Raw genomic sequence first — 13,163 nt, forward strand, 5'->3', positions numbered from 1 at the left:
TGACGGACTTCCGCGGCGTGCCGCGCACGCGCGTGCGCGGCACGCCGCGGAAGTCCGTCAGAAGCCGCCTTGCCTAACCGTCGGACGCCGCCCCGGGCCGGCTGCCGCTCAGCCGGTACTCCACGTCGACCACTCCCTCGACGGCGCGGACCAGGCGGACAGCGACGGGAACCAGGGAACTGTCGGGTAGCTGCCCTGTGAGGGTGACCACGCCATCGGACACGTTCACCTGCGGAGGCTTGAACGGCGCGGACACGAGGTCGGGCAGCACCTCCAGGCGGATCTCCTCCGCGATCTCCTCGTCCGGGCGGAGGAAGACCTTGAGCAGGTCGCCGCGGCTCACCACTCCTTCCAGCAGGCCCTGGGAGTCGACCACGGGCAGGCGTTTGACGCCCCGCTGGGCCATGACGCGGGCGGCCTCGGCGAGCAAGGTGCCGGCGTGGACGGTGACGGCGGGAGAGGTCATCACATCGGCGGCCGTCATGCCACCGGCCTTGGCCAGGTCCCTCAGCCTGCGCCGCTGGACGAAGCGGTCGGGGTCGCTGTCGCGGAACTCCTCCTTCGGCAGCAGGTCGGCCTCGGAGACGACCCCGATCACGCGGCCTTCGCCCTCCAGCACGGGCAGGGCGCTGACCTTCCACTGTTGCAGGAGCGCGACGATGTCCTTGAACGGGGCGTCCGTTCCCACCGCCACCACGGTGTGCGTCATGACGTCACTGACGACACGCGGACCAGTGTGCTCCATGATGTCTCTCCTCCAGTGAGCGGACATGGCCGAACCTCCTTCAGGGCGAGGAGGAGCCGACCGGGCACGGGATGCGAACCGGGGGCCCGCCCGGTTCCTCCGTCCCCAGCATCCGGCGAGCCGTCGGAGCGGCCAAGGGGACGACCGGGGTAGCCATGGTGCCGCACGGCCCGAACCGCCCGCCGTCCGTTACGGACGCCCCGCCCCGCCCCGCCGTACCGCACGGCCGGACGAACGGACGACCGGTCGCCCCCAGGTAGCCGCTCGTCCCCAGCGCAAGGACCGGCGGTCCTCCGCCGGGGCCGGATCGCCCTTTCCGCCCCAGCGTCGACGGTGCGACGGTGAAGGAAGAAGGGCGCGACCGCGACAAGCACGCGACCGCGACAAGCAGAGGGGGAGAGAAGCCATGCAGTGCCCCGTTCTCACCGGAGTCGATGGATCGGCGGAGAGCCTGGCCGCCGCCGCGTGGGCGGCCCGCGAGGCGAAGCGCCGCGAGGCGCCGCTCAGCCTGCTGCACGTCCGCGCGTGGAGTCCACAGGAGGGTGGAAACGAGCCGGACAGCGCCGTCCAGCGCTTTCTCGCACGGCGTTGTCTGCGTCAGGCCGAGGAACGGATCCGCGCGGACTGCCCCGACGTGCGGATCGACGCGGACCAGGTCGACGGACCGGCGACACAGGCGCTCCTCGCGACGGCCGAGCGGTGCGACCTTCTGGTGCTGGGGTCGCGCGGTCTCGGCGGAATCGCCGGGTTCCTGGTGGGCTCCGTGTCGTTCGGTGTGGTGGCCCGGAGCGTCCGTCCGGTGGTCCTGGTACGAGCGGGCGAGGACGCGGCCGACGAACACCTCCCGGCGCCCGACGGCACGCCGTCCGCGCGGACCGGCTACCGGGACGTGGTCCTCGGCGTCGACCCCGCCGACCCGCGCGACGAGGTCATGGAGTTCGCCTTCCATGAAGCCCGGCTGAGGCGCGCGCGGTTGCAGGCCGTGTACGCCTGGCAGGAGCCGGGGCCGTTGACCCTGGGGCCCGGCGAGGTCGGCCTGATGACCGGCACCGGACAGGCCCGCGAGTGGCGGGAGTTCCTCTCCGGTGTTCTTCAGCCGTGGCGTGAGAAGTACCCAGACGTGGAGGTACGGGAGAGTGCCGCCGAGGGCAGGCCCGCGGGCGCTCTCATCGCCGCGGCGACGGGGGCCGGGCTCCTGGTCGTCGGCCACCGCCTGACCGATCGGCCTCTGGGACCCCGCACGGGTCCGGTCACTCATGCCGCGATCCATCATGCCGGGTGCCCTGTGGCTGTCGTCCCCCACACCTGACGAGCGGGCCCTGTCCGCCGGGCCATTCGCCGATTGACGGACGCCGCACGCGTCGCTGTGCACGATGTCGCCAGCCACAGCACCGCTTCCCGCTCCGTCGTTCGCCTGCGTCCGGACGAAGAACCCATGCTGGGAGAGCAGGCGGCATGTTCCGGGTACTCGCGTCTCGTGCCGACGGACGCGCGCGTCCGCTTCCAGGGTGTCGGGCACGTCAAGGTCAACCAGCACCGCCCGGTGGTCGGCACGGTCAAGACCGTCGTGCCGAAGCCCGACCCCGGCCGGCCGGGCGGCTTCCTGCCCAACGGGGCCGGCGCCAGGACGGGCCTGAACCGTTCGATCGCGGATGCCGGATGGGGGGTGTTCCTGAGGATCCTCACCGCCAAGGCTGAAAGCGCCGGACGGGAAGTGATCGCCGTGGACCCCCGCAACACCTCCCGGACCTGCCCCGAATGCGGGCACGTCGCAGCGGAGAACCGGCCCACCCAGGAGAAGTTCCACTGCGTCTCGTGCGGCCACGGCGCGCACGCGGACACGGTGGGCGCGATCAACGTTCTACGGGCCGGGCTGGTCCGTCGCGACGCCGACCCGGTATAGCGAGAAGCCCCCTCATTCATGAGGGGGAGGAGTCACGGACTGGGTCTCGGTGAGGCCGTCGAACTCTGTGGGCACCCTCGCCCGGCTGGTGCTGGACGAGGTCGCGCGGTACCGCGCCGAGGGGGAAGGGCCGTTCGGCCCCTGTCCGGACGCCCGGCCACCGGTGACGGTCGGAAGGAGCAGGCAGACGCGCGCCGAAGTGCGGTGGCGGGGGCGGCCTGGGGGGCGGCCCGACGCCAGCCGGTCCGTTCCCGGATCGGAACGGGGGACAGTCATGGAGACCACGTTCTACTCGGATCTCGACCTGAGGATCCATCAGGACCGTAACGACGACACCTGGATCGAGGCGGTGGTCCGCCCGGGACACCCCAGCGAACCGGTTCAGCTGCTGCTGCCGACGGGGTCCGACTTCTCCGACCGCGTCGCGCGTTTCGCCGGAGGAACGGCGTCGCAGGCGGACGCCGAGAGGCTCGGGCAGACCTTGTTCAAAGCGCTGTTGCCGGGCGGTCTGCACGCGCTCTGGGACTGGGCGGTCAGGTCCCTCGGCCGGGAGAACCCGCTGCGGCTGAGGCTTGACATCCAGGACCCCTCGCTCGCCTCACTGCCCTGGGAACTCATCTGTTCCGACACGCCGGCGTCGTATCCGTTCGTGCTGTCGCCGCAACGCCCGGTCGTGCGCTGCTCGGCCCTCGTACCGGAGCCCGGCAAGAAGGCGTTCCCGCCCCGGCTGCGCATCCTGGTCATCGTCGCCGAGCCCGGGGACAGGCCGGCCTTCGACGCGGCGACCGCGGTCCGCCGGGTGGAGGCCGCGCTGCGGAAGCTGGGCTCCCGGGCCGATCTCCGCGTCGTCGAGCACATCACCACGTCGCGGCTTGCCGACGAGGTGACCGGTGACTGGGACGTCGTGCAGTTCGTCGGACACGGCGGCCGGCACCACGGCTCGGACTGCCTGCTCTTCGAGGACGACGCCGGACGCACCGAGTACGTCGACGGCCGTCGGCTCGGCGCGCTGCTGCTCGCCGCCCCGCGGCTGAGGCTGTTCCTCTCCTGCGCCTGCGGCGGCGTGAACGGGTACGGGGGCGACCGCGCCGCACAGCACTTCCTCGGGGTGGCCGAGGCGGTGTTCCGCGCCGAGGTCCCCGCGGTCGTCACGATGCAGAGCCAGGTCACGGACGGGGAGGTGGCGGACTTCTCGTGGGCGTTCTACCAGGCGCTGACCGAAGGACAGCGTCTGGAGGCCGCCATGGCCAACGCCCGCCACCACCTGGCCACGGGCCCCGGACATCGCACGGCCTGGGCGGCCCCTGTCCTCTACAGCAACATCCGTGACGGCATGCTGTTCGACGAGCCTCCCGTGCCCAAGGACGACGAGCCGTACATCGACGACCCGCCCGCCCCGGCCCGGCTCCTCGTGGACCGGCTGCCCTGGTCGCCGTACCGGCGCTTCCCGGGCCGGGAGCGGGAACTGCGGCTCGTCGGCGACGCGCTGGACCGGCGGGAACGGCTCGTCCTGGTGCGCGGTCCGGCCGGCCACGGCAGCTCCAGCCTGATGATCGAGGCCGCCCGGCGCTACCTGGCGGACCCCGGCCGGTCCGCCGGGATCGGCGGGGCGGCCTGGGCCCGGCGGCGGACCTCGCCGCTGTCCGGGCCCTTTCCCAAACAGCAACAGCAGCGCATGGGCTGGTCCATGGACGACCTGTACCAGCAGATCGCCTCAGGACTGCGCGTGCACGGCCTGTTGCAAGCCACTGAGCAGGAACGGTGGCATCTGCTGCGCCGTGCCCTGAGCCAGCGGCGCTGCCTGCTGGTGATCGACGACATCGACGAGGTGCGCGGATCGACCCTCGCCGATCTTCTCGACAGGTTCCCCCCGCCCACCACCGTGCTGGCCACCAGCCACGCTCCGGAGGACGCCGGTCCGGAGCAGGGCTGCACCGTCCGGGTCGACGGCCTGGAGCCGGGCGACGCCTACGCCTTCGTACGGGACTGCGCGGCGGAACTCGGCCTGTCCCGGGGACGGGTGCCCGACGCGGAAGAGCTGCGGGAACTCCTGTGCGACGCGGTGACCGACACCTTTGCCCTGCGGCTGTTCGTCGGCGCTCTGGCGGACGGGGTGCCGGCTGGGTCGCTCGCCCTCTCGGAGGGCGGTTCCGGCGGGGCCCTGGCCGGACGGCTGATCGCGAGGTCCAGGCAGCGGCTGAGCGAGCCCGAGCGTACGGCGCTGGAACTGGTGGCCGTCTTCCCCGCCCCGCTGACCCTCTCCCAACTGGCCCTCACACTGAGCCAGGACGAGCAGAGCACCCGCCAGGCCCTGCGCCGGCTGGAGCGCCTCGGCCTGGTCACGGTCCGCCCGGGCGCCGAGACGGTGCACCTGACACAGCGCGTGCGCCAGCAGAGCCTGTGCGGCTACGGCCAGGCCAAGGCGCAGCAGCTGATCAGGCGCGCCGTACGTCACGCGCTGGACCTGGCGGAACACGGTACCCGGTGGCAGCGCGGTGAGTGGGACAGCTCCGACGACACCCTCGCCAACGAGGTCTGGGCGGTCGAGCAAGCTCATGAACTGCGCGACTGGCACGCCGTCCTGCGCTTCCGGTACGCGCTGTGGCACGTCCTGTACCGGCGTCAGCTGTACAGCGATGCCGTCGCGGTCGGCGACTGGGCCTACGACGCGGCGGACCGGCTCGACGATGCGCTGAACCAGGCGTGGTGTGCTGTCTACCCGATCGCCGCGGTGTATGCCGCGCAGGGCGCACTGGAACGGGCCCGTCTGTGGAGCGAACGGGCGTACGACAAGTTCGAACATCTCGATCACCGGCACGGCCGTGCGGTCGCCGAACGCGTCCTCGCGGAAGTGCTGCAGCAGATGAGGCTGCCCGACGACGCCGACGCGCACCGGCGCCGCGGTCTGGCGCTGGCCGTCGTCGACACTCCGCTCTCCGTCCGGGGCGACCTGGTCTCGGGGCTGGCCTCCACCGCCGAGGCACGCGGCGACCACGACGAGGCGGAAGGTCTGTACCGACAGGCGCTGAGCCTCTACCGGCAAGGAGGGTACAAGTGGGGCGAGGCCCTCGTGGAACACCGGCTGGGACGGCTGGCGCTCAGCGCGTCCGACGAGTCGTCGGCCCGGGCGCGGCTGCGGGCGAGTCTGGGTCTGTACGAGCGGATGGACGCCCCGGGCGAGCGGTCGCGGGTCCTGTGCTCGCTCGCCGAGACGGAGGAGGCCCGCGGTGACTTCGCGTGGGCCCACACGTATCTGCTCAGGGCCGTCGAACAGCTGGAGAGCCTGCCGGTCACGGACGGACTGACCGAGGCGCACGCCGCGCTGGCCCGGGTCAGGGCACGACAGGAAGTGCCGCTGTTCGACGGACTGCCCGGTCTCCCGTCCACGTACGAGGTGTGGGTGCGGTGCCCGGAGTGCCCCACCGAGCCGGCGATCCGCATCCTGCATCACTACGAGCCGTTGTTCCCCACCTGTGCCCGGCACGACCGGCGGTACGTGGAGACCGAACCGCCCCGGGCCGCCGCATGATGTGGCAGGGGCTGGCCGGAGTACTGACCGGCGGACTCAGCAGATTCCGGGTGGTGGGCCTCCTGCCCGCCGTGTTCTTCGTCTCGCTGGTGCTCGCTGTGTGGGCGCTGGGTGATCCGCCGTGCTGGAGCAGGCTCACGAGTGCGGTGGACGGTCTCGGCAGCAGGGACCTGGTCCTGCTCGCACTGGGGATCGCCTGCCTCGTGCTGCTGGCCAACGCCTTCCAACTGCCCCTGATCCGGTTGCTGGAGGGCTACTGGACCTACCACCCGTGCTGCCCCGCCGGACTGGCGACCGCGCTCGGCGCCCGTCACCGATGGCGGCTGCGACGGCTGCGCGAGCAGTCCGAGGGCGGGGCGCCCGGCGGGACGCGGCAGCACGTCCGCACCCGCAAGGAGGCCTGGCGGGCGGAACGTACGGCCCTGACGGAGAGCCGGCAGCGGTACGCGACCGAACGCCTGCTTCAGGAGTTCCTGGACCCGGCGCACATCCTGCCCACCAGGCTCGGCAACGCCTTGCACACCGCTGAGCAACTCCCCGCCCACCGGTACGGTCTTGACGCCGTCACCTTCTGGCCCGCCCTGTACAGCGTGATGGGTCCCCGTCTCAAGGAGGCGGTGGACGACCAGCGGGACCAGCTGGACTTCGCCGTGCGCGTCACGGCGGCGACGGCGTTGTCCGTTCCGGTCACGCTGGTGAGGTTCCTCTGCGCCGGCAGCCAGGGACTGCCCTGGCTCTGGGTGCCGGTCGCCCTGACGCTGGTGTCCCTGGGTGCCTACCGTACCGCTGTCTCCGCCGCCGTGATGTACGGCGTCCTGATCCGGACCGCCTTCGACCTGCACCGTTTCGATCTGCTCACGGCCCTGCACCTGCCGCTGCCCGACTCCTCGGCCGACGAACTGGAGGCCAACCGGGAACTCAGCCGCCGGATGAGCGCGGGACGGAGAGGACCACTGCGGTACGAACACCCGGCACCCGACTGGCGCCCGCCGTCGGCGCAACCGCCCGCGGCGGGTACCTGAGCGCTCGCTCCGGGCGGACGCGTGGCCGAAGGCCCCCGGTTCCCCGTTGCTCCGGACAGGCGCGCCTCGTCGTTCTACGCTGTTGCCGTGGAGCAGCGGCACGCCCCCGCGAGCCAACCCGACGACGCGCTCAGCGTCCTGGTCGTCGAGGACGACGCGGGGCTGGCCGGGTCACTGGTACGGGGCCTGTCGCGAGCCGGATACCGGGCGACCGGCGTGGGTACCGGACGCGGCGCGCTCCTGCACCGGCCGGTGCCCGACCTGGTCCTGCTCGACCTCGGCCTGCCGGACCTGGACGGTGTCGAGGTCTGCCGGTCACTGCGGCGGCGGCCGGACGTGGCGATCATCGTGGTGACCGCCCGCGGCGAGGAAGGTGACCGGGTCGTCGCCCTCGACGAAGGCGCCGACGACTACCTCGTCAAGCCCTTCGGGCTGGCGGAACTGCTGGCACGCGTCAGAGCGGTGATGCGCCGCGTCCGGCCCTGTGGACCCGGACCGCTGACGCACGGCCCGCTCGTCGTGGATCCGCGTACCCGGAAGGTGCTGGTGCGCGGGAACGACATCGCCCTGACACCGAAGGAGTTCGACATCCTCCAGTGCCTCGCCGTCGACCCGGGCCGGGTGGTCACCAGGCAGGAGATCCTGGAACGTGTCTGGGACGCCCACTGGTACGGCCCCACGAAGGTACTGGACGTCCACCTGGCGGCGCTGCGCCGCAAGCTGGGTGTGCCCGGGTTGGTCGAGACGGTGTACGGCCGCGGCTTCCGGCTCGGCGAAGCCGGTTGACACGCCGTGTCCCGGCGTATCGCGCTCAGCGTTCTCGCCCTGGTCGCCGCCCTGCTGGTGCTGGCGGTGGTGCCGTTGGGGCTGACGATGGCGGAGCGCGAGCAGACCTTGTTCCGGACGGAGGCGGCCTCTGTGACGAGGTCGATCGCCTCCGCTGCCGAGGAGCACCTGTCGGACGGCAGGTCGGACGCCTCTGCCCGGAGACTGATCGCGCGGGTCCGGGGGAGGGGCGGTTGTGCCTGCGTCTACGACGCCGCGGGCCGTCCCGTGATCGGGTCTCCCTGTCCCGAGCCGGTCGCGGACGGCACGTCGACGATGGTCGCCTCGGTGCTCGCCCACCGCGGACCCACGACGCACGAGGACGGGCGGTGGCTGGCCACGGCCGTACCGGTCGGCGAATCCGCGCAGCCCGTCGGGGTCGCTCTGTCGGTCCGGTCGGCCGATCCGCCGCACGACCGGATCCTGGCGATGTGGGGCCGGCTCGCCTCGATCGGTGCCGGCGGTCTCGTCGCGGCGTTGCTCGTCGCGACGGCCCTGGCCCGCTGGGTCGGCCGCCCGCTGCGGACCCTGGACGAGGCGGCGCGGCGGCTGGGCGAGGGAGCGCTGGACGCGAGGGCGCCGGCGCCGACGGGACCGGGGGAGGTGCGCCGCCTCGCGACGACGTTCAACACCATGGCCGCGCGCACCGAGGTACTGATCCACGGTCACCGAGCGGTGGTGGCCGATGTCTCGCACCAGCTGCGCACTCCCCTCGCGGCGCTCCGGCTGCGGCTCGACCTCCTCGCCGCGGACGCGGACGCGGTCGCCGCGGCGGACCTGACCGACGCCCAGGGCGAGATCGCCCGGCTGACCCGGCTGGTGGACGGACTGCTCGCGGTGGCGCGCGCCGAGCACGCGGTGCCGCGGCCGGTGAAGGTGCGGGTGGACCGGCTCGTCGCCGAACGCCGTGCCGCGTGGGCCCCCGTAGCCCGGGCCGGTGGCGTCCGGCTCACCGCCGACTGCAGCCCCGGCCTCACCGCCTTCCTGGGCGCGGACGACCTGGAGCAGGTACTCGACAACCTGATCGCCAACTCCCTCGACGCGGTACCGGAGCACGGCCGGGTCCTGATCACCGGCAGGCGCCGGGGCGAGGCCGTCGAACTGCGGGTCGTCGACCACGGCCCCGGTATGAGCCGGGCGGCACGGGACGCGGCGTTCCGCCGTTTCGGCCCCTCCGCGTCGACCGGCTCCGGCCTGGGTCTGGCCATCGTGCACCGACTGGTGACCGCCAACGGCGGCACGGCGGAGTTGCTGGACACCCCCGGTGGAGGACTGACGGCGGCCCTGTCGCTGCCCGTTCGGTCAGGCACCCGCGGGACCCGCACCGGCCCCGGCCTTCACGACTTCTGAAGAACCCCTGAACCGGTTCCCGACGTGCTCTCGCGCAGTCTGGTGAACGGACGCCCGACATCCATGGCCGGGGATGTCGAGCGTCGCACCAGCCAGGCACGCGCCCCCGGCCGAGGAGGAATCATGTTCCCCGCTCGACCCCCGGCCCCGGCGGCTGTCGGTTTTCTGCCGCTCGCCATCGGATACGCCCACACCTCACCTGCCACGTCCGAACCCTCCGTCGGGGACGCCACCCGTCCGTCGGCCCCCGCGTCCGTACCACCGGCGAGCCCGCCACCCGCCCCGGGCGTCGCCCCCGCCCTTCCGCAACCACCGCACACCACCACGGGGACGTCATGAATGTCATGAACCCCGCCGCCGCACGACCCACCGCGGTGTCTCTCCGCGGGCTCGGCACCACCGTCTTCGTCCTCGTCACCGACCCCGACGCGCGCGTGCCGACCGCGACCGCCGGAACGGAGCGGTGATCGTGAGCGCCGGGGGGCCGCGGCAGGGGCCGCCGGCCACGGCATCCGGTGCCGTGACCGGCGGTCCGGAGGGCAACGAGCGGCTGACGGCGTCGACAGGCACGGTGCTGCTGGTCCTGTTCGCCGTCCAGGGCGTCACTGTCCTCTTCCTGGATCAGTTGCTGACTGTGCACTTCTTCGTCGGGCTGTTGCTGACCGGCCCGGTCTGCCTCAAGATCGGCGCCACCGGCTACCGCGTCGTCCGCTACTACACGGGGGCGCCCGCATACCGCCGCAAGAGCCCGCCCGCACCGGTGCTGCGCGTCCTCGGGCCCTTGGTCGTGGCCACGAGTGCGGCTGTCCTCGCCACGGGGGTGACGCTGGCCATACTCGGACCCGCCGGCACGGCTCGGTCACCGGTGCTGTGGCTGCACAAGGCAGGCTTCGTGTGCTGGATCGCCGTGACGACGGTGCACGTCCTCGCCCATGTGTGGCGGCTGCCACGCCTCGTCGGTGCCGAGTTGCGCCGCCGTCCGGAGGGCAGGGGGCAGGCCGTCCCCGGGCGGGCCGGACGCTGGGCGGTGCTGGTCATGGCACTCGGCGCGGGGACCGCCGTGGCGCTCGCCGGCGTCCATCTGGTCTCGGCGTGGAACGGGTAGACGGCAGCGGTCGTACCGCCGGGCGGGTGCCGTGGCGCCGGATCGCACGGGTGCCGAAGGTGTCTCCGTTGTCGCTCGTCGGGTCGCCGTCGACCAGCGGGAGGCCGGCGTGGCTCGGTTCTCGCTCGGCCCTGCGAGCGGTCTTCCGAGGACCTGGCGCCGGACCGGATCGGTCCCGGCGCCGTCCCTTCCGCGGCGACGCGCGCCGGCACCGGACAAGAACCTCCCCCCGCGACCTCGTACGCCATGTGATCGCCGATGCGCCGGGCGATACGACCGTCGGCGCTCTCGCCACCGAGACGGGCGTCGCCGGCGCTTGGTCAGCCGGACCGTGGCCGCGTCCGTCGAGGACGGGCTGCCACGCCGGGCCGCGTCCCGGTCCGGCGGACCGAGAAGCGTTCCTGGACAGCACCGCCGGCCGGTGCGGGAGACAGCCGGCGGTGCACGCGTTCCCGCCTACGGGCTCCGCTTGGAGAAGAGGTTGCCCCGGGGCGCGCTCGGCCGCTCCGCCCGGAGCACCGCGGAGCGCCGCTCGTACTCCTCCTCGTCGATCTCACCACGGGCGAACCGTTCGGCGAGCAGTCGCTCGGGGGTGAGGTACGTCAGGTCGCGTCCCGCGGCACGGCGTGCGACCTGCGCGAGGAGCATCACGCCCGCGAACAGCAGGCAGAGGAAGAGGAGCGCGCCCAGTGACATGGCGAACCAGCCCCAGGCGCCGTACCCGTGTCCGTCTCCGTACATCATCACTCGTCCACTCCTCTCGTCTCGCCGTCGTCCGTCTCTCCGTTCCAGTCTCGTACGACCGCCGGTACGGCAGCGTGGGCCGACCGGCCCTTGGCGGACCGCCGTTGTGCCCTCGGCGGACGGCCGGGTTCCGTCGCACGCTCCAAGTGCCGGGAAGACGGCGAAGGGGGGGGCGGCCCCGATGATCAGGTGCCGGGTGGCCGTCGTGGCCACGGTCGCGGGCGCGGGCGCCTTGGCCGCCGACGCGTGCGCACGTGAAGGGGCCGCTCTGCCGCGGCTCACCGCCGAACTGGTCGACGGCCTCTTCGCCGTCCTGCCCCGGGGCGCGGTCCTCGCCGATCCCGTGACCACCACCGCCGCCGTGGGCGAGGAGCAACTACGCGCGTGCGTCGACCGGTTGCTACGGCATCCGGTCGTGGACGGCGTACTGGTGATCCTCACCCCCGAGGCGGAGCCCGCCGGCGACGAACGACTGATCCGTGCGCTCACCCGGGGCGGTCCCCGCAGGGGCAAACCGGTCGTCCTCGTACGGACGGGCCAGCGCCCGGCCCTGCGGCTGCTGTCCGCCGACCACGACACGACCGTTCCGTCGTACGCGGAAGTCCGCGCGGCGGCACGGTACCTGGTCCGTGCCGCCGGCCCCCACCGAGCGCACACCGTGGCCCCCTGCGCACCCGCGCTCCACGCTCCGCTCACGCGGCGGCGCGCGCAGCGGCCCGGTCCGTTCCGTGCTCCGCCGCCGGGCGGAGAAGGCCCCACAGGAGGTGTCCCGATGTCCCTGACGAGCGAACGGGTCGGCCGAGCCGCGTGCCACGTCGTGCGAGCCGCTGTCCTCGCCCCCTCACCGCACAACACCCAGCCCTGGGCCTTCGCGGTGGACCCGCACGACCGGGAGGTGGAGATCCACGCGGACCACGGGCGGTGGTTGCGGCTGACCGACCCGGGCGGCAGGGAGATGGTCATCGCCTGCGGTGCGGCGCTGCTCAACACCCGGCTCGCCGTGCGAAGTCTCGGCTTCCGCCCCGTCGTCGACATCCTGCCGGACGTGACGGACGCCGCTCTCCTGGCCCGGGTGGCGTTCGGCGCCCACGCGCCGGCCACCCCCGCCGAACTGCTCCTGGCCGCTGCGATGCCCCGCCGGCACACGCACCGCGGACCCTTCGGCCCCGTACCGGTGGCGAAGGAACTGCTCGGTGACCTCTACGAGCAGGCTCATACCGAGGGCGTCGCGCTCCAGGTCGTGGACGACGCCAAGCAGCTGGAGCTGCTCGCGGAGCGGGTCCGCGAGGCCGAACAGCACAACCGTGCCGACCCCCGACGCGCCGCCGAACTGGCACGGTGCGTCGGACGGCACGGCGTGCCCGTCGCAGCCTGCGCCCCGCATCCGGACCGCACCCTGCTGCCCGGCCGTGACTACCTCGCCCCCGCCCTCCGGCGCGACGACCGGGTCCACTCGCGCGGGAGGGAGGCAGGCACGGGCACCGTCGTGCTGCTCTCCACCGTGCGGGACGGACCGGCGGACCGCCTGCGGTCGGGACAGGCGCTGCAGCGCGTCCTGCTGTACGCGGCGGCGCACGGTGTGACGGCCGCCTTCCACACCCAGCCGCTGGAGGTGCCAGGGCTCCGGGCCGAGCTACGGGCGAGGCTCACGGCCGGCTGGTTCCCCCAGGTACTGCTGCGGCTCGGCCGGGCGCCGGCGACGTTCGTCGCGCCGCGGCGTCCGCTGTCCGAGGTGTTCGCGCACACCTCCTCCCCCAGCTGGAGGTGACGGCCACCGTGGAAAGGAAGCGTGTCCGACGAGGCCGCCCGGAGGCCGGTGTGGGCCGGACGGCCCTTGCCCGGCGGTCCGCCACGGCGGGACGCTGGTACCGGACTAAGGATGCCCGAAGGCGCCCGCCGCACGGCCGGTTCTTCCGGAGCCCACGGTTCCGCCGCCACCG

The 13,163-nt window shown here is 73.1% G+C and carries 10 protein-coding genes and 1 pseudogene; 9 read left to right on the forward strand and 2 right to left on the reverse strand.

Going from position 1 to position 13,163, the window contains the following annotated elements; translation table 11 throughout:
- Positions 1–73: 73 nt before the first annotated feature.
- A complete protein-coding gene (locus tag UW392_RS36790; RefSeq protein ID WP_320779565.1) occupies positions 74–745 on the reverse strand; it encodes a CBS domain-containing protein in 672 nt (223 codons plus the stop codon).
- A 406-nt stretch (positions 746–1,151) separates the two neighbouring features.
- On the opposite strand from UW392_RS36790, the gene UW392_RS36795 reads away from it, so the two are divergent.
- From UW392_RS36795 to UW392_RS36830, 8 genes and pseudogenes are all read left to right on the forward strand, one after another.
- Positions 1,152–2,054, forward strand: a complete 903-nt coding sequence (locus UW392_RS36795) for a universal stress protein (protein WP_320779566.1) — start codon at positions 1,152–1,154, stop codon at positions 2,052–2,054.
- Between the two features lie 255 nt (positions 2,055–2,309).
- Positions 2,310–2,648: pseudogene (locus tag UW392_RS36800) on the forward strand (RNA-guided endonuclease InsQ/TnpB family protein); the annotation flags it as partial.
- A gap of 274 nt (positions 2,649–2,922) precedes the next feature.
- The gene (locus tag UW392_RS36805; protein WP_320779567.1) at positions 2,923–6,177 is read left to right on the forward strand and encodes a CHAT domain-containing protein; all 3,255 of its coding nucleotides are present in this window, start codon (positions 2,923–2,925) and stop codon (positions 6,175–6,177) included.
- Positions 6,174–7,199, forward strand: a complete 1,026-nt coding sequence (locus UW392_RS36810) for a hypothetical protein (protein WP_320779568.1) — start codon at positions 6,174–6,176, stop codon at positions 7,197–7,199. The genes UW392_RS36805 and UW392_RS36810 overlap by 4 nt, the downstream gene beginning before the upstream one ends.
- Before the next feature lie 87 nt (positions 7,200–7,286).
- Positions 7,287–7,985 carry a response regulator transcription factor gene (locus UW392_RS36815; RefSeq protein ID WP_320779569.1) on the forward strand — a complete coding sequence of 233 codons (699 nt, stop codon included), beginning with the start codon at positions 7,287–7,289 and terminating at the stop codon, positions 7,983–7,985.
- A gap of 6 nt (positions 7,986–7,991) precedes the next feature.
- Positions 7,992–9,374 carry a HAMP domain-containing sensor histidine kinase gene (locus UW392_RS36820; RefSeq protein WP_320779570.1) on the forward strand — a complete coding sequence of 461 codons (1,383 nt, stop codon included), beginning with the start codon at positions 7,992–7,994 and terminating at the stop codon, positions 9,372–9,374.
- 335 nt (positions 9,375–9,709) lie between these two features.
- Positions 9,710–9,841 carry a hypothetical protein gene (locus UW392_RS36825; RefSeq protein WP_320779571.1) on the forward strand — a complete coding sequence of 44 codons (132 nt, stop codon included), beginning with the start codon at positions 9,710–9,712 and terminating at the stop codon, positions 9,839–9,841.
- 2 nt (positions 9,842–9,843) lie between these two features.
- Positions 9,844–10,479: a hypothetical protein gene (locus tag UW392_RS36830; protein ID WP_320779572.1), complete on the forward strand. Its 636-nt coding sequence runs from the start codon at positions 9,844–9,846 to the stop codon at positions 10,477–10,479.
- Between the two features lie 456 nt (positions 10,480–10,935).
- Here UW392_RS36830 and UW392_RS36835 read toward each other — a convergent pair whose 3' ends face one another.
- Complete coding sequence (locus tag UW392_RS36835) at positions 10,936–11,223, reverse strand: SHOCT domain-containing protein (protein ID WP_320779573.1); 288 nt, start codon at positions 11,221–11,223, stop codon at positions 10,936–10,938.
- A gap of 205 nt (positions 11,224–11,428) precedes the next feature.
- On the opposite strand from UW392_RS36835, the gene UW392_RS36840 reads away from it, so the two are divergent.
- Entirely contained in the window at positions 11,429–12,991 is a 1,563-nt protein-coding gene (locus UW392_RS36840) for an Acg family FMN-binding oxidoreductase (protein WP_320779574.1), read from the forward strand.
- Positions 12,992–13,163 lie beyond the last annotated feature (172 nt).

It is taken from the genome of Streptomyces sp. CRN 30, assembly GCF_034105845.1.